Origin of the sequence: Amycolatopsis sp. NPDC004079 (genome assembly GCF_040610415.1) — a bacterium.
In the GTDB taxonomy this organism is placed as follows: Bacteria; Actinomycetota; Actinomycetes; order Mycobacteriales; family Pseudonocardiaceae; genus Amycolatopsis; species Amycolatopsis halotolerans.
Genome location: NZ_JBEXMH010000008.1, coordinates 156,800 through 179,572 on the forward strand (window position 1 = coordinate 156,800; position 22,773 = coordinate 179,572).

At 69.1% G+C, this 22,773-nt stretch carries 23 protein-coding genes; 17 read left to right on the forward strand and 6 right to left on the reverse strand.

Annotation, left to right across the window (positions count from 1 at the left end; translation table 11 throughout):
* The first annotated feature begins 121 nt into the window (after window positions 1–121).
* The 4 genes from ABZX37_RS11805 (at window position 122) to ABZX37_RS11820 (ending at window position 4,220) form a co-directional block, all read left to right on the forward strand.
* The gene (locus ABZX37_RS11805; protein ID WP_354738546.1) at window positions 122–1,510 is read left to right on the forward strand and encodes an MFS transporter; all 1,389 of its coding nucleotides are present in this window, start codon (window positions 122–124) and stop codon (window positions 1,508–1,510) included.
* On the forward strand, window positions 1,507–2,412 hold the full coding sequence (locus ABZX37_RS11810; protein ID WP_354738548.1) for an MBL fold metallo-hydrolase: 906 nt from the start codon (window positions 1,507–1,509) through the stop codon (window positions 2,410–2,412). Before ABZX37_RS11805 ends, ABZX37_RS11810 begins: the two co-directional genes overlap by 4 nt.
* A 14-nt stretch (window positions 2,413–2,426) precedes the next feature.
* Window positions 2,427–3,545, forward strand: coding sequence for an FAD-dependent monooxygenase (locus ABZX37_RS11815; protein ID WP_354738550.1), 1,119 nt, complete (start codon window positions 2,427–2,429; stop codon window positions 3,543–3,545).
* Between the two features lie 99 nt (window positions 3,546–3,644).
* Window positions 3,645–4,220, forward strand: a complete 576-nt coding sequence (locus tag ABZX37_RS11820) for a dihydrofolate reductase family protein (RefSeq protein ID WP_354738552.1) — start codon at window positions 3,645–3,647, stop codon at window positions 4,218–4,220.
* A gap of 15 nt (window positions 4,221–4,235) precedes the next feature.
* On the opposite strand, the gene ABZX37_RS11825 is transcribed toward ABZX37_RS11820, so the two are convergent.
* Window positions 4,236–5,081: a hypothetical protein gene (locus ABZX37_RS11825; RefSeq protein ID WP_354738554.1), complete on the reverse strand. Its 846-nt coding sequence runs from the start codon at window positions 5,079–5,081 to the stop codon at window positions 4,236–4,238.
* A 308-nt stretch (window positions 5,082–5,389) separates the two neighbouring features.
* Here ABZX37_RS11825 and ABZX37_RS11830 point away from each other — a divergent pair, with 308 nt between their 5' ends.
* Window positions 5,390–5,956, forward strand: coding sequence for a TetR/AcrR family transcriptional regulator (locus ABZX37_RS11830; protein ID WP_354738555.1), 567 nt, complete (start codon window positions 5,390–5,392; stop codon window positions 5,954–5,956).
* Here the strand turns inward: ABZX37_RS11830 and ABZX37_RS11835 are convergent.
* Window positions 5,953–6,549, reverse strand: coding sequence for a TetR/AcrR family transcriptional regulator (locus ABZX37_RS11835; protein ID WP_354738557.1), 597 nt, complete (start codon window positions 6,547–6,549; stop codon window positions 5,953–5,955). The two genes, ABZX37_RS11830 and ABZX37_RS11835, sit on opposite strands and share 4 nt — an antisense overlap.
* Before the next feature lie 58 nt (window positions 6,550–6,607).
* Here ABZX37_RS11835 and ABZX37_RS11840 point away from each other — a divergent pair, with 58 nt between their 5' ends.
* The 4 genes from ABZX37_RS11840 to ABZX37_RS11855 all read left to right on the forward strand — a co-directional run bounded on the left by ABZX37_RS11840 (window position 6,608) and on the right by ABZX37_RS11855 (window position 9,646).
* Complete coding sequence (locus ABZX37_RS11840; protein WP_354738559.1) at window positions 6,608–7,057, forward strand: ester cyclase; 450 nt, start codon at window positions 6,608–6,610, stop codon at window positions 7,055–7,057.
* Entirely contained in the window at window positions 7,054–7,479 is a 426-nt protein-coding gene (locus ABZX37_RS11845; RefSeq protein WP_354738561.1) for a DUF3237 domain-containing protein, read from the forward strand. The genes ABZX37_RS11840 and ABZX37_RS11845 overlap by 4 nt, the downstream gene beginning before the upstream one ends.
* 85 nt (window positions 7,480–7,564) lie before the next feature.
* Window positions 7,565–7,756, forward strand: coding sequence for a hypothetical protein (locus tag ABZX37_RS11850; RefSeq protein ID WP_354738563.1), 192 nt, complete (start codon window positions 7,565–7,567; stop codon window positions 7,754–7,756).
* A 111-nt stretch (window positions 7,757–7,867) separates the two neighbouring features.
* Window positions 7,868–9,646 (forward strand): glycoside hydrolase family 76 protein, encoded by a 1,779-nt coding sequence (locus ABZX37_RS11855; protein WP_354738565.1) that lies wholly within the window; start codon window positions 7,868–7,870, stop codon window positions 9,644–9,646.
* A gap of 36 nt (window positions 9,647–9,682) precedes the next feature.
* On the opposite strand, the gene ABZX37_RS11860 is transcribed toward ABZX37_RS11855, so the two are convergent.
* Together ABZX37_RS11860 and ABZX37_RS11865 are read right to left on the reverse strand one after the other, a co-directional pair.
* Complete coding sequence (locus ABZX37_RS11860; protein WP_354738567.1) at window positions 9,683–10,903, reverse strand: amidohydrolase family protein; 1,221 nt, start codon at window positions 10,901–10,903, stop codon at window positions 9,683–9,685.
* Between the two features lie 299 nt (window positions 10,904–11,202).
* Window positions 11,203–12,396, reverse strand: coding sequence for an RICIN domain-containing protein (locus tag ABZX37_RS11865; protein WP_354738569.1), 1,194 nt, complete (start codon window positions 12,394–12,396; stop codon window positions 11,203–11,205).
* A 685-nt stretch (window positions 12,397–13,081) separates the two neighbouring features.
* On the opposite strand from ABZX37_RS11865, the gene ABZX37_RS11870 reads away from it, so the two are divergent.
* From ABZX37_RS11870 to ABZX37_RS11900, 7 genes are all read left to right on the forward strand, one after another.
* Window positions 13,082–13,741: a GntR family transcriptional regulator gene (locus tag ABZX37_RS11870; RefSeq protein WP_354738571.1), complete on the forward strand. Its 660-nt coding sequence runs from the start codon at window positions 13,082–13,084 to the stop codon at window positions 13,739–13,741.
* Window positions 13,738–14,550: a carbon-nitrogen family hydrolase gene (locus tag ABZX37_RS11875; protein ID WP_354738573.1), complete on the forward strand. Its 813-nt coding sequence runs from the start codon at window positions 13,738–13,740 to the stop codon at window positions 14,548–14,550. Before ABZX37_RS11870 ends, ABZX37_RS11875 begins: the two co-directional genes overlap by 4 nt.
* Complete coding sequence (locus tag ABZX37_RS11880) at window positions 14,547–15,206, forward strand: DUF2848 family protein (RefSeq protein WP_354738575.1); 660 nt, start codon at window positions 14,547–14,549, stop codon at window positions 15,204–15,206. Before ABZX37_RS11875 ends, ABZX37_RS11880 begins: the two co-directional genes overlap by 4 nt.
* Window positions 15,206–16,666, forward strand: coding sequence for a 4-hydroxyphenylacetate 3-hydroxylase N-terminal domain-containing protein (locus tag ABZX37_RS11885; protein ID WP_354738577.1), 1,461 nt, complete (start codon window positions 15,206–15,208; stop codon window positions 16,664–16,666). The genes ABZX37_RS11880 and ABZX37_RS11885 overlap by 1 nt, the downstream gene beginning before the upstream one ends.
* On the forward strand, window positions 16,663–17,007 hold the full coding sequence (locus ABZX37_RS11890; RefSeq protein WP_037814846.1) for a cupin domain-containing protein: 345 nt from the start codon (window positions 16,663–16,665) through the stop codon (window positions 17,005–17,007). The genes ABZX37_RS11885 and ABZX37_RS11890 overlap by 4 nt, the downstream gene beginning before the upstream one ends.
* Before the next feature lie 74 nt (window positions 17,008–17,081).
* A complete protein-coding gene (locus ABZX37_RS11895; RefSeq protein WP_354738579.1) occupies window positions 17,082–17,612 on the forward strand; it encodes a flavin reductase family protein in 531 nt (176 codons plus the stop codon).
* A 108-nt stretch (window positions 17,613–17,720) separates the two neighbouring features.
* Window positions 17,721–19,061: an MFS transporter gene (locus tag ABZX37_RS11900; protein ID WP_354738581.1), complete on the forward strand. Its 1,341-nt coding sequence runs from the start codon at window positions 17,721–17,723 to the stop codon at window positions 19,059–19,061.
* 11 nt (window positions 19,062–19,072) lie between these two features.
* On the opposite strand, the gene ABZX37_RS11905 is transcribed toward ABZX37_RS11900, so the two are convergent.
* Together ABZX37_RS11905 and ABZX37_RS11910 are read right to left on the reverse strand one after the other, a co-directional pair.
* Window positions 19,073–20,053 (reverse strand): allophanate hydrolase, encoded by a 981-nt coding sequence (locus ABZX37_RS11905; RefSeq protein ID WP_354738583.1) that lies wholly within the window; start codon window positions 20,051–20,053, stop codon window positions 19,073–19,075.
* A complete protein-coding gene (locus tag ABZX37_RS11910; RefSeq protein WP_354738585.1) occupies window positions 20,050–21,003 on the reverse strand; it encodes a carboxyltransferase domain-containing protein in 954 nt (317 codons plus the stop codon). Before ABZX37_RS11910 ends, ABZX37_RS11905 begins: the two co-directional genes overlap by 4 nt.
* Window positions 21,004–21,184: 181 nt before the next feature.
* On the opposite strand from ABZX37_RS11910, the gene ABZX37_RS11915 reads away from it, so the two are divergent.
* The gene (locus tag ABZX37_RS11915; protein ID WP_354738587.1) at window positions 21,185–22,708 is read left to right on the forward strand and encodes a PucR family transcriptional regulator; all 1,524 of its coding nucleotides are present in this window, start codon (window positions 21,185–21,187) and stop codon (window positions 22,706–22,708) included.
* Window positions 22,709–22,773: the final 65 nt, after the last annotated feature.

Sequence of the window (22,773 nt, forward strand, 5' to 3'; positions counted from 1 at the left end):
ACATTGGGGCGCGAACCCCGCTCCTTGCCCGGCCGCGACGGCAGCTGCCCAGAGCCGTCTTGATTTCCGGCCGCCTGAACCCCCTACGATCGATTGTACGCTCCGGCTCCGAGGAGGGCCCATGAGTATCGCCGCCACCCCCGAGGTGACCCAGCGGGACATCGCCGCCCGGCTGGAACGGCTCCCGATGTCGCGATGGCAGGTCTCGATCCGCCTGATCATCGGCATCGTCACGTTCTTCGAGGCGTTCGACCAGCTGCTGATCGCCTACACCCTGCCGGTCATCGGCCGCGAATGGCACATGACGACCGCGTCCAGCACCGCGACGCTGACCATCGGCTCCATCGGCATGCTGCTCGGCGCGCTGGCGTCCGGCTGGGCCGCCGACCGGATCGGCCGCGTCAAGGTGATCACGCTGTGCGTCGCCGTCACGGCGCTGTGCAGCCTGGCGATGACGTTGTGCACCGCGCTGCTGCCGTTCCTGATCCTGCGGTTCGTGCAGGGTCTCGCGATCGGCGGTGAAGTGCCGACCGCCGCCGCCTACATCGCGGAGATCAGCCGGGCTCGCCGTCGCGGCCGTTTTGTCTTGATGTACGAGATCGTCTTCCCGGCCGGTCTCGCGGTGGGCGCGCTGGTCGCGGCGTGGGTCATCCCGCACTGGGGCTGGCGTCCGCTGTTCGCGCTGGCCGCCGTCCCGGGTCTGGCCGCGGTGCTGCTGCAGCTGCGGATCCCGGAGTCGCCGCGCTGGCTCGCCGCGCACGGGCACACCGAGAAGGCCGAGCAGACGATGGCGTTGATCGAACGCCGGGTCGAGGAATCCCTTGGCCGTCCGCTGCCCCCGCCCGCCGAGGCCGCTGCGGCACCGGCACCGGCGCCAGTGCCCACGAAACGCAGTTCGTTCCGCGACCTCTTCGCCGGTCGCTACCGACGGCGCACGCTGATGGTGTGGACGATCTGGTTCGTCGGCTACCTCGCCAACTACGGCATCACCTCGTGGCTGCCGACGCTGTACAAGGGCTCGTTCCACCTCTCGATCGGCCAGGCGCTCTGGTACAGCACGGCCACGTCGGTCGCCGGTCTCGTCGGCTGCCTGATCGCCGCGCTGGTGGTGGACAAGCTCGGCCGCCGGGTCGTGCTGGCCGCGGGACTCGGCGGGACGACCGCGATGCTGGTCGTGCTCGGCGCGCTCGGCGCCGGGACTCCGTTGCAGCTGCTGGTGTGGTCCTCGCTCGCGGCGATGTTCAACTTCGCGGTGAACGTCTGCCTGTACCTGTACACGCCGGAGCTGTACCCGACGCGCAGCCGCGCGCTGGGCGTCAGCCTCGGCGGCGTCATGAACCGGTTCGGCCTGATCCTCGGCCCGATCCTGGTCGGCGCGCTGTACGCGGGAGGCAGCGGGCTCGCCTCGGTGTTCCTGGTGCTCGGCGGGATCTGCTTCGTCGGCGCGCTGGTCGCCGGGTTCTTCGCCGAGGAGACCAAGGGCCGCACGCTCGAAGAGGTTTCGCCGTGACGGACCCGCTCCGCGTGGTCCTGCTCGGCACGGCGGCCGGGCCGTACCCGGCGCCGGGCCGGCAGGGCTGCGCGAACGCGGTGGTGGTCGGCGGGCGCGTCTACCTGGTCGACGCGGGCTACGGGACGCTCGGCAAGTACGTCGCCGCCGGGCTGTCCCTGCGCGATCTGGCCGCGGTGTTCGTGACGCACCTGCATTCCGATCACGTCGCCGAGCTGTTCACGCTTTTCCTGCTCGGCTGGGGACCGGCGAATCAGGGCGTCGTCGATCCGGTTCCGGTCTACGGCCCCGGCCCGGACCCGACCGACCCCGGGCCGCCCGCCGCGGGCACGGCGGGGCTGATCGCGGGCAATCTCGCCGCGTTCGGACAGGACGTCGCGGTGCGGCAGCGGACCAGCGACCGGCCGCGGCTGGCCGGCCTGATCCGCGCCACCGACGTCTCGGTGGTGGGGGAAACCGTTGTGCACGAGGACGATCGGGTGCGCGTGACGGCTCGGGCCGTCCCGCATCCGCCGCTGCACCTGGCGCTGGGCTACCGGTTCGAGACCGAACACGGCGTGGTCGCCTTCTCCGGCGACACCGCCCGCAGCGACGCGGTCGGCGAGCTGGCCGCAGGCGCCGATTTGCTGGTCCACGAAGCGATGGAGCCCGATTACTACCGCAGCATCGGCTATTCGCCGAAACTGCTGGACTTCCTCGCCGCCTCGCACACGTCCCCAGCGGACGTCGGCCGGGTCGCGGCGGCGGCCGGGGCTCGCCGGGTCGCGCTGTCGCACCTCGGCCCCGCCGACCCCGCCCGCCTCGACGACGAGGGCTGGCTCCGGCGGGTCCGCTCGCACTATTCCGGCCCGGTCGTCGTGGGCCACGACCTGCTTGACCTCGCTGTCTCGAAAACTGTCTAAAAGGAGCTTTCGCTGTGCCGGAAATCGCGATCGTCGGCGGCGGAATCGGCGGCCTGGCCGCCGCTGTCGCCCTGCGGAAGGCCGGATTCTCGCCGGTCGTGCACGAACAGGCGGGCGGGTTCGGCCGCGTCGGCGCGGACATCAACCTGACGCCCAACGCCGTCCGCGCCCTCGACGGCCTCGGGGTCGGCGACGAACTGCGCGAAACCGCGGCGCGGCCGAAGTACCGGATCAGCCGCACCTGGGACACCGGCGAGGAGACCTCGCGGCTGCCGATGGGCGACGAGGCCGAACGCCGTTACGGTTCGCCGCAGCTCACGATGCACCGCGCGGACCTGCTGGCCGCGTTGGAACGCGCGCTGCCGGACGGCGTGGTCCGCTTGGGACACAAGCTGACCGGACTGTCCACAACGGACTCGGTCGCGCTGGACTTCGGTTCTTCGGCGGCTTCCGCGGACGTCGTGATCGGCGCTGACGGCATCCACTCCGCTGTCCGCACCGCGTTGTTCGGGGCGGAACACCCGGAGTTCACCGGCGTCGTCGCGTACCGCGCGGTGCTGCCCGCGGGTTCGGTGGACGTGCCGAACCTGGACTCCTTCACCAAGTGGTGGGGCCCGGATCCGGACACGCAACTGGTGGTTTTCCCGCTCAACCGCGGCGAGGACGTGTTCGTCTTCGCCACGACCCGGCAAAGCCAGTGGCGGCACGAATCCTGGACCACCCCGGGCGACGTCGACGAACTGCGCGAGGCGTACCGCGGCTTCCACCCCGAGGCTCGCGCGTTGCTGGAGGCGTGCGATTCGGTGCTGCAGTCCGCGCTGTACGTCCGCGATCCGCTGCCGACCTGGTCGTCCGGCCCCGTAACGCTGCTGGGCGACGCGTGCCACCCGATGATGCCGTTCATGGCGCAGGGGGCGGGAATGGCCATTGAGGACAGCGTGGTGCTGTCGCGGGCGCTGGCGGCGTACCCGAACACCGACGTCGCGCTGAAGGCGTACCAGGCGGCCCGGCTGGACCGGACGCGCGAGGTGCAGCTGGCCTCGCGGAACAACAGCTGGCTCAAGCAGAGCGGAGCCAGCTCGGCCGCCGCGGACGCGATCTACGGGTACGACGCCTGGCACACCGCGGTGTGATCCAGGTCATAGCCCGGGTTCCGGGTGGCGTGTCTGATCGGGTCGGCTCCGTTCGACGCTTAGGTGAACAGGCACCATCCCGAACCAGGAGCTGATCCCATGCGCACCCTCATCGCCACCGCGTTCGTGTCCCTCGACGGCGTCGTCGAAGCCCCCGGCGGCGAGGCCGGCTACCGGAACGCGGGCTGGACGTTCAAGGACATCGAGTTCGACCCCGCCGCCTACGCGCTCAAGGGCGCCGAGCAGGAGGAGGCGGCCGCGCTGCTGCTCGGCCGCGTCAGCTACGAGGCGTTCTCGCCGGTGTGGCCGGACATGACCGAGGAATTCCCGCACTACAAGGTGATGCCGAAGTACGTCGTGTCAACCACGCTGCGCGACGAGGACCTCGTGACGAACTGGGGCGAAACGACCATTCTCCGCTCGCTCGACGAGGTCGCCGCTTTGAAGGAAACCGAAGGCGGTCCGATCATCGTCAACGGCAGCGCGACGCTGGTCCGCGAGCTGACCGACGCCGGGCTGGTCGACCGGCTGAACTTGCTGGTCTTCCCGGTTTTGCTCGGCGCCGGGAAGCGGCTGTTCAGCGAGACGGACAAGGCGAAGCAGCCGCTGAAGCTGGTCGAAAGCGAAACCTATTCGAACGGGATTCAGAAGCAGGTTTTCGAGTTCGTCCGCTGAGCGTCTGCACGGTGGTCAGGTCACCGGGGTTTCTTTGCCTGGTGCGCCCGCGTCCGACACGCCGCGAACCGTGGCGGCGCGGGTGAACCAACTGTCGAAGAGGTCGCGGTAGTGCGCGGTGCGCGGCGACCGGTCATCCGGTGACAACCGGTCGTAGAACTCGAAGGGCCGGATCCGGTCGCTTTCGGTCCATTGCAGGTAGGAGGCGAACACGGTGCCGTCGCCGAAGCGGAAGCCGTGCACGACGGGCACGCAGCCGTAGGACTTCAGTTCGACGACGATCCCTCGCCGGCGCAGGTCCTCGGCCTCCTGTTCGAGGAACGACCGGATCCTCGCCGTGCTGCGCCGGGCCTCCGCGGCCCACTCCCCGGGAAGCTCGCCCGCCCGGTCGATGAAGGCCGGGTCGAGGCACAGCAGCGTGATGCGCCAGCCGGTGGGCCGGTCGTGCGAGGTGAGCCAGGTGGCGAGCACCGGCCAGACGGTGTTCAACGTCAGGCCGAGCACCTCGAGTCGACGCTGCCGCCGTCCGGTCGCGGCGTTCTCCAGCGACGAGAGCACCTCGGTGAGCGAATGCGCGACGGCCTCGCGCTCGACGCCGGCCAGCCGGGTCCGCAGGCCCCGGACCTCGCGGCCCAGCTGGTAGACGGCGATGGTGGTGACCTCCAGCATCACCCCGATCAACGCGACGAGCCCGGACAGCTCGAGGCGTCCGACGTAGCGCTCGATCACCATCCGGGTCGGTTCGATCGTGACGAGGATCAGGTACACCCCGGCGAGCAGCGCCACCGAGGTCGTGACGACCTCCCAGATCTGCCGGACCCGGATGGACACCTGCGGCCGGTCCCGCCGCTTCCGGCTCACGACGACGCACCCGGCCCGGACAGCATTCGACGTCCCCCTCGGCGTTCGCTCACGTGCCCATCGTGCCGGTGCGCGGGCACGGCACGCTAGGGCGGACCGGGTGCTCACGCCGCTCCCTCGCGGCAGGGCGCTGGCTGGAAGACCTCGACCGGTGACTGCGGGAACCCGAACGATCCGGAGCGGCGACCGGGCGAGGATTCCGCTGTCCGGCCGCACCATCGCCACGAGATCCGGACGCACCGCCGGGCGGTTCTCCGGGGTTCGGCGTTGAAACTAGTCACTGACAAGTCGGTGGCATACTCGAGGGCATGGCCCGTCGTTACCATCACGGCGATCTGCGGCAGGCGGTGCTGACCGCGGCTGTCGAGGTGCTCGGCGACTCCGGTCCGGCCGCGGTCAACCTGCGCGACCTGGCCCGCCGGGTCGGGGTTTCGCACGCCGCCCCGGCGCACCATTTCGGCGACCGGTCCGGGCTGCTCACCGCAGTCGCCGCGCAGGGGTTCGACCTGCTCGCGGACACCCTCGAGGAGCTGCCGCCGTCGTCGGACCTGCTCGATGCCGGGGTCGCGTACGTGTCGTTCGCGGTCGAGCACCGGGCGCACTTCGAGGTCATGTTCCGCCCGGAGCTGCTCCGCGCCGACGATCCGGACCTGCGGGCCGCGCAGGAGCGCAGCAACCAGGCGCTCGACTGGGCGATCGCCGGCTTCCGGGACGGAAGCGTCGATCCGGTGGTCGCCGGCGCGGCGGCCTGGTCGCTCGTGCACGGGTTCGCGACGCTGTGGCTGCAGCGCGCGTTGCCCGCGGCCGTCGGCGACGACGTCGAGGCGGCTGCGCGCGCGGTGGCGGAATTGCTTGTCCGGGGCGCGAATCCCTAGCCGGCCGTCCGTTCCGGGAGGAGTCGCTCGACGGTGCGGCGGGCGGTGTCCGCGGCAGCGTGGTCGCCGAGCCGCAGTGCGATATTCGCGGCGGTGAGCACCGCGTCGATCTGGAAAGCGGTGCTCTCGGCGTCGATTTCCGCGATGTGCCGCAGTTCCCCGGCGAGCAGGTCGCGCCAGGCTTGCTGCTGGCGCGCGAGAAGATCCCGCACCGGGCCCGGTTTGCTGTCGAAGACCGGGAGATTCGCCGCCCAGAAACAACCGCCCGGGAAGAGCGGTTTCCCGGCGTAATCGAGCCACCGCTCGATCAACGCGGTCAGTCGCGCGATGCCCGGCGGCTGGTCCGCGGCGGGGCGGAGCACGGCCTCGGCGAAGAGTTCGCGCGCGCCCTCGATGACTGCGAGCTGAAGGTTTTCCTTCGTGCCGAACAGGGTTTGGATGCCCGCCTTGCTGATCCCGAGGTCGGTGGCGAGCCTGCCGAAACTCAGGCCGTCGAGCCCGTCCGCCGACGCGACGTCGACCGCGTGCCGGACGACCGTCTGCCGGGATCGTGCCCCGCGCAGCAACCGCCCGTCCTGTTCGCCTTCGCTCACCGGAAGCATCCTGCCACAGGCCCTTGTCAATAAATACGTACGACCGTATGTTTAGTTCATGACCGACTCATGGATGGTTGGGCTGGCCCGCGGGCTGGCCGTGGCGAAGAGCCGCCGGGACGTGCCCGCCGCGCTTCGGCTGATGCACCCCGGGATGCTGCTGGAGACGCCGGCCTTCGGCACGAAAGCGCGCGGGCTCGCGGAGAACGAGCGGGCGCTGACCCGGTTCTTCGCGTCGTTCCCGGACTACGAGGTCGCGCTGCACGGCCACGCGGCGAACGACGAGACCCTGGTCTGCTGGGGAACCGCGCGGATGACGATGACCGGGGAGCGGTTCGGCGTCCGTCCCGGCGGCGCCAGGGCCGAGCTGCCGGTGGTCATCCAGTTCTCGTTCCAGGATCGGCTCATCGCGGGCGAACGGTTCTTCTTCGACCTGGCGGAGTTGTGCGCGCAGTCGGGCGTCTCGACGGACGCGGTCCGGCGCACCCTGTTCGGAGTCGCGGCATGAACCTCGACGCGCGGGTGCGCGACGTCGGCGAGGTCGCCACCCGGTACTTGTTCGACGTGGTCGTGGACCTGAGCCCGCGGGTGGAATTCGGGGACGGGCGGGTGTTTTTCGCTTCCGCCGGCGGAACCTTCCACGGGCCGCGGCTGCACGGCGAAGTGCTTCCGGGCGGCGGCGACTGGGCGGTGTTCCGGCCGGACGGGACGATGACGCTGGACGTCCGGCTCGCGCTGCGCACCCACGACGGCGCGTTGCTGCACCTGACCTACCGCGGCCGCCGTACCGCCTCGGGCGCGTACTTCCGGACGAATCCGCTGTTCGAAACCGGGGCGGAGCAGTACGCGTGGCTCAACGACGTCGTCGGCGTGGGGTCGGGCTATCTGGTGGACGGCGGGGTCGCTTACCGGATCGCCGAGGTCTTGTAGCGGCGCGGGCCGGTGAGCTTCGTCAACGCCGCGCTCCCGCGCGTCGTCTCGGCGGCGCGCGCGGCCCGGTGCCATCCTGGGAGGCATGACCCACTACGCACTCACCCAGTCCGTTGCGATCGCGACCGATCTCGAGGCCAAGGGATTCCTCGGCACGGTCGGCAAGATCGCGGCCGCCACCATCATTTTCTTCGTCGCGATCGGCCTGATCGTCGGGCTGATCCTCGGGTACTTCATCGGCCGTTCGGTCGGACGGCGCCAGGGCAGCGGCGGCTGATCGGGTTAACCCGGCTGTCCGGAACGGGACAGAACCGCGCGCGGCCCTTCACCGGCGCCCGCGCGAGTTCTTATCCTGGGCGGAAATTCACCCAGGCGAGGGGACGAGTCCATGCGGACCGTGCTCGTAGTGCTGCTCGTGTTCGCCTCGTTGACCGTCCCGCGCGCGGCCGCCGCCGTGTGCGCGCTTTCCTGTGACACGCTCGATCCGTCGCGGGCCGCGCAAGAGACGTCTCCCTTGCCGGACAAGGATATCAATGGCCGGGTGCTGCGACTGCACGTCGCCGACTCCGACGGGATGGCCTGGGCCAGCATCGACAACGGCCGCACCGGCGACGCGGTCTGGCTCGACCGGTCCTGGGACGGCGGCGCCACCTGGGACGGTCTGCTGGGCAAAGCGAGCATTCCGGACACCTGGACCGGCACCCGCACGCTCATGTACAACCTCGCCGATCCCGTCGGCCACCGCCGCGGCTTGCTCCGTGCCTGCGGCGACGCGCAAGCGGTCGCGTGCACAGCCTGGATCTACCCGACCGTCTGCGACACCGCCTGCGACGGTTCGGCGCCTGGTGCCGGCGACAACCAGCCGGTGGCACCCGCGACAATCTTCGGCCGCTCCGTCCGACTGCACTTCGACGACCGCGGCATGGCCTGGGCCAGCATCGATTCCGGCGGCCCCGGCGACGAGATCTGGCTGGACCGTTCGTGGGACGCGGGCGCGACCTGGCCGGACGGCTCGTCGCTCGGCCGCACGAGCGTCCCCTCCGGTGCGACCGCGACACAGACCGCGACCTTCGCCGCTCGAGATCCACGCGGACGGATGAACGGCGGTGCCGTTCGGGCGTGCGGCCGGGAATCCGCGCATCAGGAGGGCGCCTGCACCGCGTGGGCACGTCCAGCTCAGTCTCGGGTCGCCGCTGGTGTCGACGCTTTGCTGTGGTCCCAAGACGTTTACCGCGCCTGGTGGCCGTCGAGCTGGTGGAACTCGGCGGTCGCGGTGACCGCACTGGCGGATTCCGGAGTCTCCGGCCTGGATCCGGTCCTGGCGCGGGTCTTCGACGTGAACCGCTCCGCCTTCCCCGCCGGAGCACGCAGTTCCGACCCGATCGACGGCGACTTCATCAGCCGGGCCGTCGACGACACCGCGTGGTGGGGCCTGGCGTGGCTCGCGGCGTACGACCGTACGCACGATGCGCGCTATCTCGCCGAAGCCACGAAAATCGCCGACTATGTACACGGTTTCTGGGATCCCGGCACCTGTGGCGGGGGAGTGTGGTGGGATCGGGAACGGACGTACAAGAACGCCGTCACCAGCGGTCTCTACCTCCGCCTCGCCGCTGCCCTGCACCGCCGCCTGGACGGTGACACCGAATGGCTGGCCCGCGCTCGTGAAGCTGGGGAGTGGTACCTGCGGAGCGGTCTGATCAACTCGGCTGGCCTGGTCAACGACGGCCTCACCTCGGGGTGCGCGAACAACGGCCAGACCGTCTGGACCTACAACCAGGGCCTGGCCATCGGCGGCTTCACCGAGCTCTGGCGGGCGACCGGCGATCAGTCCTATATGGACGCCGCCCGTCGGCTGGCGGATGCGGCGATGACTGGCCTCACCTCGGGTGGAGTGCTGGTGGAATCGTGCGATACCGGTTCGTGCGATGACAATCAGAAGCAGTTCAAGGGCATTTTCATGCGGTACTTCGGTGATCTCGCCTCGGCTACCGGGTCCTCGGTGTATCAGGATTTCGTGCGACAGCAAGCGGATTCGGTGTGGTCGCGGGATCGGGACTCGCTGAACCGGATCGGTGAGCGGTGGGCCGGCGGTGCGTCGAACGCGGTGGATTGGCGGACTCAGGCTTCGGGGCTGGAGGCGTTGATCGCTGCCGCTGCGCAGTAGGTTCCGTTGCGCGCCACACGTGCTGGGTTGGCGGGCTCAGAGTTCTCGGTTGGTGGCGTTGATCGCTGCCGCTGCGCGGTAGGTTCCGTTGCGCCACACGCGCTGGATGTCGAGGGTGTCGTTAATGGTGACCGTCGGGTCGCCGGTGACCATCGTGAGGTCCGCGCGGAGACCGGGTTTGATCCGGCCGCGGTCGGTCAGTCCGAAGCGCTTCGCCGGGATGGACGTCGCTGCTCGCAGGGCTTCCGTCGGGGTGAATCCCGCCTTGGCGAGGAGCCGCAGTTCGCCGTGCAGGCTGGCGCCGTGCGCCATTCCCGGCGCGCCGAGATGCGCCGCGTCCGTGCCCACGAGGAGGTCGACCCCGGCTTCCCTCAGCGCGGCTAGTGTTTCCAGCGCAAAGTCGAAGTGCTTGCGGGGACTGGTGCGCATCATGCCGGATAGATTCTCTCGCCACTCCGGCGTCAGCTTGGGGTAAACCCGCTGATCCTCGGCGAGCCGGCGACCGACCGGCTCACCGGTGATCGACGCGAGCACTGTCAAGGTGGGAATCACGAAGGTGTCGCTGGCAGCGATCTTCTCGACCAATTGCGCGGTGGGCGGCCTGTCGGCGAAGAGATGAGTGAGCCCGTCGACTCCCGCGTCGACAACCTGTTCCACCGTCTCGGCGGTCATCGCGTGCGCCAACACCATTTTCTCGCGCCGGTGGCTTTCGCGGACCGTCGCCTCGACCAGTTCGGGAGCGAGGCGGGGCAGGGTTTCGCTCCCGAACAGCTGGCCGTCCTCGACCAGGACTTTGAGATAGTCGGCCCCCTCGGCGATCCTGGCCTCGACAAACGCCGCGATCTCTTCCGGCCGGTTCGCAGTCGGCCACGGCGGGTCGCCTTCGCCTTTCCGCAGCTGATGCGGATGCCCGCCTTCGGGAGTGAGCCCGATGGAGGGAGAACGCACGTCGGCGAGATCATTCGAGGCTGCGGTGCGGCGGCGCAACGGAATCATCTGCTCCGGCATGGAGAGCATGTCGAGTTCGGTGGTGACGCCGAACGTCAGCGCCTGCCGGAGCGACTGCGCGTCGGTGTGCGTGTGCGCGTCGATAAGGCCGGGCAGGAGGGTGGCCCCGGTGCCGTCGACGAGCTCGACCCCGTCGGGACGGTTGCCTCCGATGCTGGCGATCCTTCCGTCGGCGACCTCGACGTCCACGATCCCGAGCGAGTTCTCGCCGTCGAAGACGAGTGCGCCAGTGATGACGAAGTGATCCACGGAGACTCCCGGCTGGTCGTGCGGCGGTGACTCCGGAACCGTAAGCGGCGGTGGTTTTGGTGCCAAGGAGGCACTTTTCGGGTAGCTGGTGAGATCGAGGTAACCGGGTGCTGGAAGGTCCGGGGGCGGCTGGAAGCGATCTGCCTCTGCTCGGCGGTGCCCGTGCAGGGTGAAGCGAGGGCCTGCTGCGGTCGCGTCATCCTTGGTGCCGAGAGGCGATGCCGAAGCTGCCGGGGACATGGAAGACCCGGACGTCCCGCCGGAACGCCCGGGCCGGTCAAGGGCCAGTCAGCGGCCGGTCAGGAAGGCGTGTTCCATTTCTGGTCAGCGGATCCCGTGCAGTCGCGCAGCGCGAGGCGAGTGCCTTCGGCCGTCGCGCCGTCCTTGGTGCCCAGGCAGCGGCCCGAAGCGGGGTTCAGGATGGTGCCGTCGCCGCGGATTTGCCAGTTCTGCGCGGCGGAACCGTCGCAATCCCACAGTTCGGCGAGGTCGCCGGAGGTGCGCAGGCACTTGTCCAGCGAACGGAGCGTTCCGTCGCGGACGGTCCATTGCTGGGCGCTCGTGTAGTCGCATCCCCACAATTGCACCGCGGTTCCGTTGTCCCGCCCGGAAAACGCGACGTCCACGCAACGGTTTTCCGCGCCGGTGATGGTGCCGACGGCATAGGGGCGGTAGCCGCGGATGAGGAAATCGTTGTTGGCTACATTCCAATGCGTGGCGAGGTAGGTGCCGCCCGGCGGACGGGTGTTGAAGTAGTCGTCGCCGTTGCAGTCTATTTGGTTTTCCGGCGCGCCGGGGCACGATTTCACGAGATGTCCCGGCGGATTCGGCAATCCGCCGTCGTCGTAGCACATAATGTCTTCGTCGTCCCAGCAATGACCGTTCCGCGACGCGTGCGGCGCGCTCGAGTTCACCGCGCCGAGGGTGTGCAGCAGTTCGTGCCCGCTCGCCTGCCAGGACCAGCATCCGGTGCCGACTGTCGCGTAATGCGGGCCGTTGTTGTACTGGTTGTCCGCGCCGGGACGGTCGTCTCCGCCGCTGCCGAAAGCCAGTCCGCAGCCGTCTTTGTCGTACCAGACCAGGTACTTCCGGTCAGTGCGGCGGTAGCCTTGCTCGCCGATGGCCCCCGCGATCGCCTGCGGGTCGGTCATCCTCGCCGGGTCGATCGCGACGTCGTCGATCGTGGCGCGGCAGTTCGCGTCGGTCGCGAACCGCACGTGGCGGATTTCGCCGCCCAGCCGCAGTCCCGCCTCGACGAAATCGTCGTCGATCCGGTCGGCGAAAGTGCGGAACTGCTCGGCCAATTGGTCGTGCCGGTCCGGCTGGTTGGTCGCGTGCACGTAGACTGCCTGGACGCGTTTTCCGCTCTGGCCGTCCCCGGCGCAGGGGGTGGAATGGGGGACCGCCTGGGAAGCGGTGGCCGGTGCGGAAATAGCCAAGGATCCGGCCAGCACTGCGGCCGCGATCGCCGCGGCGCGAGTTCTTTTTCTCACAGGATTCCGCCCTTCCTCGGAAAATCCACTGTGGAATGCCGGATGATCGCGGAGGCAGTGAGCTTCGAAGACGATTCCGCTGCCCGGCGTGGGTGCCAGCGTAAAGACGGTCGGTGATTCGTCAACCGGGCCGAGGCCGCTTGACCGGTTTTCTGTCTCGCCGGGGCACCGGACGCGGTGCACGCGGGCATTCCCGGGGTCCGCGCGGGCATTTCCGGAGTGCGGTATGCGGGAATCGACGGCACGGAGGGTTCAGTGCTGTCCCGCCACGGCGGCGTTGCCGTGCGCTGAGGTCGCGCGTCCCGGTGCACGCGGTTCCAGGCGAGCCGTCCGCAAGGCGGAAGCCCCGTGCCTGTCAGCTATCCGACGGTCCTCGGCCTCGCTCGCTCACCGATGCCAGGGGCTGCGGGTGCGGTTTGCCCAGGTCGGAGGACCTGGGCGGAGACGGAGTTCAAGAAGCGGTCATGGGGTCATAGATCAGGCATATTCCGGCGGCACTGACGTTCTTTGTGGACAGTCGGCGGACGTGGACTGCGCGGCTTACGTCCCTGGCATCGCGCTCGCTCCCCCGAGAAGCCCCCGCTGACCAGCCGCCCGTCCAGCCGCCCTCGTCGCCCGTCACAACCGCTCAACCTCGGCAAACGCCTCTTGCCCGCCTGCCATGCGTGATGTATACATCTTGTCCATGAGCAGTGTACGACAGGCCGGGCGGGCCGGGTCCGCGCAGGACGTCACCTACCGGTTCCTCAAGCAGCGCATCGCCGAGCTCCCGCGCGACGGCGGGACTTTCCTCACCGAATCGGAGGTCGCCGAGGCGGCCGGGACGTCCCGTACTCCGGTGCGGGAGGCTCTGCTGCGGCTCGAGGCCGAGGGGTTCCTCGAAATCGTGCCGAAGAAGGGCGCGTTCGTGCCGCCGATCTCCGACGCGGAGGTGCGGGCGGTGATGGAGGCGCGCGAGCTCGTCGAGGACTCGTGCGTCCGCAAGCTCGCCGAGCGCGTCGACGAGGCCTTCCTCGCCGAGCTGGACGACATTCTCGCGAAGCAGCGCGAAGTGGTCGACGAGCCGGTGCGGTTCATCGAGTTCGACCGCGCGTTCCACCGGGCGATCGTGCGGCGGGCGGGGAATCCGGTGCTGGCCGAGTTCTACGAATCGTTGCGGGACCGGCAGGTCCGGATGGGGTTGCGCGCGGTCGCGGGCAGTGAAACCCGCGCCGAAACAGTGCTGGCTGAGCACGCGGCGATCGTCGAAGCGTTGCGTGGCGGCGAGCCGTCGGCGGCGGGAGAAGCGCTGGCGAAGCATTTGTCCAGCACGATGACGGCGTTGCGGGTCGGGGAGCGGCTGTGAAGGTCGCGCTGGTGCAGCTGGCCAGCCCGCCGGACGAGACAGCCGCGGACCGCCGGGTGCGGGCCGGGCAGCTGGTGGAGTCGGCGCGCGGGGCCGAGCTGGTCGTGCTGCCGGAGTTGTGGGCTGCCGGGTATTTCTCGTTCGACGCGTATCCGGACGAGGCGGAAACCCTCGACGGGCCGACGGTGGCGGCGGGGCGCGAATGGGCGCGCGGCCTGGGTGCGTACGTGCATCTCGGCAGCCTGGTGGAGCGGGACGCGGCGGGACGGCTGTTCAATACCGCGGTGTTGCTCGCGCCGGACGGCACGATCGCGCATACCTATCGCAAGGTGCACGTTTTCGGGTACGCCTCGCGCGAGGCGGAATTGCTCACTCCGGGGGACAGCCTCAGCGTCGCGGAAACGGAACTCGGGCCGATCGGCGCGACGACCTGTTACGACCTGCGGTTTCCCGAGCTGTGGCGCGGCCTCGTGGACCGCGGCGCGAAGACGGTCGTCGTTCCGGCCGCGTGGCCGGCGGCGCGGTGCGAGCACTGGCGGATGTTCACCTCGTGCCGTGCGGTGGAAGAGCAGGTCGTGGTGATCGCGGTGAACGCGGCCGGCACGCAGCGCGGCGGCGTCGAACTGGCCGGTACCAGCCGGATCGTCGATCCGTGGGGCACGGTACTGGCGGAGGCGGGCAGCGGAGAGGAAGTGCTGCGCTGCGAAATCGATCAATCCATTGTGGACACGGTGCGGGCGGAGTTCCCGGTGCTGGCCGATCGGCGGTGGCCGGTGTCCACAGCAGACTTCACGGGAGCGGGAGTATGACCACGATTGCCCTGCACGTCGCGGGAACCGGGGAGGAACTGGCGTTCGCTCCGGCGCGGCTGGTGGTGGCCGGGTACACCGGGAGCGACGAGGCCGCGGTCGAGGAGCACATCGCCGAACTGGCGGCGATCGGCGTGCCGCGGCCGGAATCGGTGCCCGCGTTCTACCATCTGGACCCGGAATTGCTGACGACCGAGCCGGTGGTCGGCGTGCGCGCGCCGGGGACGTCCGGCGAGGTCGAGCCGGTGCTGATCCGGCATCAGGGAAGGTACTTCCTCGGGGTCGGGTCCGATCACACTGACCGCGACCTGGAGCGGGACGGGGTCGCACTGTCCAAAGCGGCCTGTCCGAAACCGCTCGGGGAAGTGGTCGCCGAACTCGGATCCGAAGTGTCCGTTCCGGACTGGGACCACGTGGTCGCGGACTCCAGTGTGGACGGTTGCCCGTATCAGAAGGGGGAACTGGCCGCGCTGCGGCACCCGGCGGATCTGCTCGACCGGCTCGGTCCGGTCGAGGGCGATTTCGCGCTGTACTGCGGCACGTTGCCGCTGCTCGGCGGCGAGTTCACCTATGGCGCGTACTGGCGCGTCCACCTGGAACTGCCCGGCGGTCCGACCCTGACCCACGCGTACGAAACGAAACAGAGGAGCGAGTGATGCGCAGCGGAGCCGACTATCTGGCCGCACTGAAAGGCCCCCGGCGGATCTACCTCGACGGCGCGCCGGTCGAGGACGTGGCCCACCACCCGGCGTTCGCGCCGATCGCGAAGACCATCGCGGAACTGTTCGACCTCGCGGCCGACCCGGAGTCCGGCATCTCGGTCACCGACGAGACGACCGGGGCAGGCGTGAACCGGCTCTTCACGCCGCCGCGCAGCCGCGAAGACCTGAAGGCGTACCGCGAAGCGGCGACCACCTGGGCGCGGCACACCCACGGCTGGGTCGGCCGCAGCCCGGACCACGTCGGCGCGTTCGTCGCGGCGTTTTCCGCGCACCCGGAGGCGTTTTCGCAGGGCGAGCGGGACTTTTCCGCCAACATCGCCGCGTACCACAAGCGGGTGCTGGAGGAGAATCTGTACGTCTCCTACGCGATCATTCCGCCGCAGGTTTCGCGAGCGACCACCGCGCACGCCTGGGAAGGCGACCTGATCCAGGCGGGCGTCGCGGAGGAGCGCGAGGACGGCATCGTGATCCGCGGCGCGCAGATGCTCGCGACCGGCGGTGCGGTGGCCGACGAGATCTTCGTGTCCTGCATCAAGCCGCTCGGCCCGGAGGACGCTGACTTCGCGCTCGGCTTCGCGGTTCCCGTTGACGCAGAAGGGCTTAAGCTCTACTGCCGCCGTCCTTATGCGCCGGCGGCCACGAGTGAATACGACTACCCGCTCACCTCGCGCTATGACGAAACCGATGCGCTGGTGGTTTTCGACGACGTCTTCATTCCGTGGGACCGGGTGTTCGTCTACCGCGATGTCGCCGGATTGCGGCGGCAGTTCTTCGACACCGGCGCGCACGTGTTCGGCAACTGGCAGGCGCAGATCCGGTTCATGGTGAAGACGCAGTTCATCGCCGGGCTCGCGCGCAAGGTCGCGGCGGTCAACGGAGTCGACAAGTTCCCCGGTGTGGTCGAAAAACTCGGCGAGCTGGCGAGCCTCGCGTCCATTGTGGAGTCGGCGGTCCTGGCCGCGGAATACACCGCGGAACCGGACGGCAACGGCATGTGGCGGCCCGGCTCCCGCGCGGTGTACGGCGCGATGGGGCTGCAGGCCGAGCTGTACCCGCGGCTGCTGGCGATCCTGCGCGACCTGGTCGGCGGCGGGGTGCTGCAGGTGCCCTCCAGCGTCGCGGACCTGACGAACCCGGAGACCCGCGCCGATATCGACAAATACATTCACAGCCCGTCCGCGCCCGCGGAGGAGCGGGTGAAGCTGTTCAAGCTCGCCTGGGACGTCGTCGGCAGCGAATTCGCCGGACGCCACCACCAGTACGAGATGTTCTACGCCGGCGCACCGTTCGTGGTGAAGGGCTACGCCTACCGCAATTACGGCTTCGACGGCGCGCTCAGCGACATCGACGCCTTCCTCTCCAGCTACGACCTCGACGGAGCGATCACCCGATGAACAAACCGGAACACGAATTCTTCCCGGTGACCGACGTCGCATTCACGGTGTGCCCCGGCGACGACCCGAAGATCACCGAGCGGATCCTCGCCAAGGACCCGGAAACCGGCGTCGCCACGCGGATCCTGCGCTACGAACCAGGTGCCGATTCGACGCCGATGGGCGTGCAGAAACACGATTTCTGGGAGGAGGTCTACATTCTCGAAGGCTCGTTCACCGACCTCACGCTCGGCCGGACGTTCACCGCGGGGATGTACGCCTGCCGTCCGCCGGGCATGCCGCACGGCCCGTGGCGGACCGACGAGGGGGTCGTCACGTTCGAGGTCCGCTACCCCGCCTGAACCCGCTCGTGAGTGGCTGTGCCGGCGCTGACCGGCACAGCCGCTCACGAGCCCCCTGCGCAAGGAGAACGCCCATGCTCACCACTTCGTCGACTTCCTCGGCCGAGGTCGACCCGATGACGATGCGCCGCACGATGGGGCGTTTCGCCACCGGCGTCGCGGTGGTCACCACCCGGGCGGCGGGGGTGCCGCACGGGATGACCGTCAACTCGCTGACGTCGGTGTCGCTCGACCCGCCGCTGCTGCTGGTGTGCCTGACGACCGGCGCGCGCAGCACCGACGCGGTCGTCGAGGCGGGCCGGTTCGCGGTCAACATCCTGTCCGCGCGGCAGGAACAGCTCGCGCTCCGCTTCGCGCGTCGCGGCGAGGACCACTTCGCCGGGCTGGAGGTGACCGAGGGCCGCCACCGCGTGCCGGTGATCCCGGACGCCTTCGCGCACCTCGAATGCGACGTCGAGCGGCATCTGGTCGCCGGCGACCACGTGGTCGTGTTCGGGCACGTGCGCAGCGTGTGCGAGCGCGACGGCGAACCGCTGGCGTTCCACGGCGGACGGTTCGCGGACCTCGCCGACCGGGCCAACGAGCCCGTGCACTGGTTCTTCTGAGGCAGTTCCCAGGGGGGAACACGCCTCGGTGGCTGCGCCAACAGCCACCGAGGCTTCCGGCATCAGCACTTCATCCGCGTCACGGACCCTCCGACCACAGGAGCCGAAATGGCCGATACCTCTCGCGAACGTAACAGAAAACGCCCGCACACGCGGCTGGGGGTGGTGGCGGCGTCGAGTCTCGCCGGCACCGCCGTCGAATGGTACGACTTCTTTCTGTACGGCACCGCGTCCACTTTGGTCTTCAACAAACTGTATTTCCCTTCGCACGACCCCTTGGTCGGCACGGTTCTCGCCTTCGCCACTTACGCGGTCGGCTTCCTCGCCCGGCCGCTGGGTGCGGTGGTGCTCGGTCATCTCGGCGATCGCAAGGGACGACGGTCGACGCTTATCGCCAGTCTGCTGCTGATGGGTGCTTCGACGTTTTTGATCGCTTTGCTGCCCACTTACGCTTCCGTCGGCGTGCTTGCGCCGCTGCTGCTCGTCGTTTGCCGCCTGGTGCAAGGGTTTGCGCTCGGCGGCGAATGGGGCGGAGCGGTGCTGCTGGTGTCCGAGCATGGCGACAGCGCGCGTCGGGCTTTCTGGTCTTCGTGGCCGAATGTCGGGCCGCCACTGGGAAATCTGCTCGCTGCCGGTGTGCTGGCGGTGCTCGGCGGGGTGATGCCGTCGGCTGAGTTCCTGTCGTGGGGCTGGCGGATCGCGTTCGGGTTGTCCGCGGTGCTGGTTTTGATCGGGTTGTGGCTGCGGCTTTATGTCGCGGAGACGCCTTTGTTCAAGGACGCTCCGAAGCCCAAGGGGCTGCCTGCTGGTGTCGTGATCCGCGAGCATTGGCGCAGTGTGCTTCTCGCTGCGGCGACGCGTTTCGGGGAGAATGCCGGGTTCTATCTGTTCTCGTTGTTCGTCATCACTTACGTCACGACTGTGCTCAAAATGGACAGTTCGGTCGGGTTGACGGCGGTGCTGGTCGGACAGGCGTGCGCGGTGGTGACGATCCCGCTGTTCGCCCTGCTGGCCGACCGGATCGGACGACGGCCGATCTACGTGGTGGCTTCGGTGGCGACGATCGTCTGGGCGTTCGTGTTCTTCGCGCTGGTCGACACACGGAGTCCTGGGCTGATCACAGTCGCGGTGGCTGGCGGGTTGTTGATCTTCGCCGCGTACAGCTCCGTGATCGGGGCGTTCTTCGCGGAGTTGTTCCCGACTGAGGTGCGGTACTCCGGGGTTTCGCTGGCCTACAACCTGGCGTCGGTGCTGGCGGGCTCGCTCGCGCCGATCATCGCGATCGGGTTGTACGCCAAGTTCGGCACCGGGTATGCGATCGGGGTTTATCTGGCGGTGATGGGGTTGATTTCGCTCGTCGCCTCGCTGATCGCGAAGGAGACGAAGTCGGTCGATCTTGGTTCGGTGGCGGGGAAAGCGAAGGAGGAAGTTCGGGCGCCCGTTGAATGAGCGGACGAGACTCAAGACAGCGCCTTGACATCCAGCAACTGATTCACGTGCGCAGTGAGCGCCGCGGCCTGGTCGAGATCGATCTCCCGGAACGTCACCGTATCCCGGCCAGGCCGAAGCTGCCCGACCTTCCACAGCGAGGCCGACGCGACGGTGGCGATCACCGCGAACCCGCCCGAGGTATTGCTGTCCGGCCCCAGCACGGTGAGCACGTCGCCGTAGGCCAGGATGCCGCCGGGCGGGTAGCTGGAGTCCAGGAGGTTCGACGGGTGCCCGCCCGCCACGTCGCCGGACGGACGGGCCCAGCGGAAGCGGTGCGGGTTGAACCGGATGCCCACCCGGTCCGAGCTCAAGTCGCAGCGCCACGACGCGGCCAGGAAGTCGGCGAAGTCCTCCGCGGTCAGGAAATCCGGATCGGCGTGTGGGCCGCGGAGGATTTCGATCTCCCAGGCGGTCGGGTACGTCGGGCGCAGGGAGACCGGGAGGCGGCGCGGGCGGGAAGGAGCGGACGGGAAAGTGTCGAGGATGTCCGCGCGTTCCAGGGCCCGGCCGTCGAGACCGCCGATGCCCGCCAGGAGAAAGGTGGAGCGGGAGCCGAATACCTCGGGCACGGCGATGCCGCCGGACAGTGCGAGATACAGCCGGTGCCCGGGGCCGCGCAACACCTCGCAGGACAGGACGTCGCCGGTTTCCACGGGGACCGATTCCCATTGCGGGACGGGGGATCCGTTCACCGTGACGCAGGTTTCCGGTCCGGTGACGGCGATCCGGCCAGGGGCGAGGACGCCTGCTTGGAAACGGCCCAGCGGGATTTCCAGGGCGGCCGCGCCAGGACGGTTGCCCACTAGGAGATTCGCGAGGCGGAAGGCGAGCGAATCGACGGGGCCGGAAGGGAAGAAGCCCAATGACTGCCTGCCTCGTCGGCCCGGATAGTCCTGCACGGTGGTTTGCAGGCCGGGTTCCAGCACTTCCAATGCCGCCGTCTGAGTCACGGGATTTTCACCAGTTCCTGCGCGGCGACGCGGTCCGCACGTCGTTTGGCCGCCTCGGCGGCGATGGCCGGATCGGCTTGGACGGCGAGGTGGTCGGCGACCGCGTAGCGGCCGGGTTCGATGTCGTAGTCGTAGCGGCCCTCGAAAACCTGCCTGCGCAATTCGATCAGTTCCGCCTCTTCGACGCGATAGAAGGAAATCCGGTCGCCGGGGTGGATCAGGATCGGGTCCGCCCGGTGCGCGCGCGGGCGGCGGACGAGGTCGCAGATCGGCAGCGTCCGGCCGAAAAGCTGGTACGAGCCGGGCGATTCGATCGGGTGGACGACCAGGCACGGGCCGCCGAAAGCGACGGCGCCTTCGGGGGTCCAGGAGCGCGCGGGGTTGTATTTCGGGGCGACCAGTTCGGAACGCGGGTCGAGGGGGAGCAGCGAAGGCAGGCCGGGGTAGAAACCGGTGAACGCGTTCCACCACTCGGATTCCAGGATCCGCGAATACAGCGCCTCGCGGTTCGGCAGGCCATTGGAGCGCACGAGGTAGTCGACGTTGTTGCCGTCGAGGACGTTCGGCGCGTCCGGGCGCGTGGTGATCTGGTAGCGCTCCACGGCTTCCCGCGACGTCGAATCGTCGAACGCGATCGGGAGTTTCACGCGGCGGCTCGGCAGGACGAGCGAGCCGGGCTCGGGGATCTCGCGGTGCAGCCGGTCCATGGCGGCGATCACGGCGTCGTGCCGGATCGTTTCCGGGTCGTAGTGCACGAGCAGCGAACGCAGTCCCGGCGCGACTTCCAGCACGCCGCGCACGGGATTCTCCTCCAGGTGCCGCGCGGAGGCGTGCGCGAAGAAGTTGAGGCCGAGGTCGACCGGCAGCGGCGGTCCGTACTCGACGAGCAGCGCGCGATCGCCCGCGGTCCGGTACGTGACGTCCGGCCGGGCCGGGGCGGGTGCGGGCATCGAGATCTCTTTCCGTTGTGCCGCCGGACATCCGCGGGCGGGGAAGTCCGATCGGGACGGTTTCTACCCACCAGCACCGGGTTTTGTCCAGAACGTTGGTTCGTCCGGGTGGCGATCGCCCGGCGGCCGGGCGGACCGCCGGTTACACTTCCGGCCGCCCGATCCGTCCCCGGGAGACACCATGCCGCTTACCGTCCAGATGCTGCTCGAACGCGGCGAACACGGTCTCGAACTCGCCGCCGAGGGCGCGCCTGGTGCGCTCGACCGGGCGGTCACGTGGGCGTTGATCAGCGAGCTGCCGGATCCGTCGCCGTATCTCGAGGGCGGCGAGCTCGTGCTCACCACCGGGTCCCGGCTCGCGCTGGGCGAGGCGGCCAGTCGGGAGTATGTGGACCGGCTTGTCGCGGGTGGTGCGGTGGCGCTGGGGTTCGGGGCCAGTTCGTTCTATCAGAATGTGCCTGGGGCACTGGTCGAGGCGGCGAGCGAGGCTGGGTTGCCGGTGTTGGCGGTGCCTGCGACGACTCGGTTTGCCGCGTTGAGCCGGCTTGTCGCTGGGCATCTGTCCGACGAGCGGCAGCGGGAGTTGAACTACGCGGTTTCGGCGCAGCGGGATTTGACTCGGGCGTCGCTGTCGCCGTACTCGGCTCGGGCGATCGCGGAGCGGCTGGCCAAGGCGGTGCGCGGGTGGACGCTGTTGCTGGACGCCGCCGGCGGGTTTCGGGCCGGGGTGCCCGCGGCGCGGATGCATGTGGCCCGGGTGCGGATCGAGTTGCCTCGGCTGCGGGACCGGGCTAATTCGGCGAGTCTCAGCATGACTATCGCGGGGGAGTCCGTGGTGGTGCTGCCGCTCGCGGTGCGGGGGCGGGTGCAGGGGTTTTTGGTGGTGGGGCGGTCTACTCCGCTTACTACTGCTGAGCAGGCGATCGTTACTACCGCGGTGTCGTTGTTGTGCGCTGAGTTGCACAGCGCTCGGGGGGTGCTGGACAGCGAGCGGCAGCATCGGCTGGCGGTGTTCAAGGCCGCGGTGGCGGGGGATGTGGAACTGGCCACGGCTATTGGGGAGGCGTTGGATACCGACTTTCCGGAGGGGGATCTCCGGGTCGCGATTTTGGGGGTTCCGTCCGGGCATGAGCGGGAATTGCTCGAGCATGCCGAGGGGGACCACGGGTTGCGGAGTTTGCGGGCGCTGGTCGCTGAGTGGGAGCGGGGGCGGGTGGTGGTGCTGACGCCGCCCGCCGAGGGGGACACGCGGACGTTGGAAGCCTTGTTGCGGCGGATCCCGTTGGCTCGCGGGGCGGTGAGCGACCCGACTCCTCCTGAGCGGCTTGCCGAGGCTTGGGAGCAGGTGCGGTCGGTTTTCACCAGTTCGCGCGGGGGTGCCGGGGTGCTTACTTGTGCCGGGGATGTGGCTACCAGCGGGCTGATGCGGTTTCTCGACAACGACGAGGTGCGGGGGTGGGCTCGGGCGTTGCTGGAGCCGGTCACCGATAAGACCGGGGCCGCGAAGATCGATTTGCGGCATACGTTGCGGACGTTCTTGGCGCATAACGGGCAGTCGGATGCTTCGGCCACGGCGCTGGGGATTCATCGGCATACGTTGCGGTATCGGATGGGGAAGGTCGCGGAGGCGTTGGGGAGGGAGGTGGACGATCCGGCTGTCCGGGCTGAGTTGTGGATCGCTTTGCAGTTGGATGATCAGTTGTGAGTTCTCGGGCGGCTCGTCGCCTGGCGGCGGCATTGCGCTCGGGCGGTGAGGCTTGGCACCCCGAT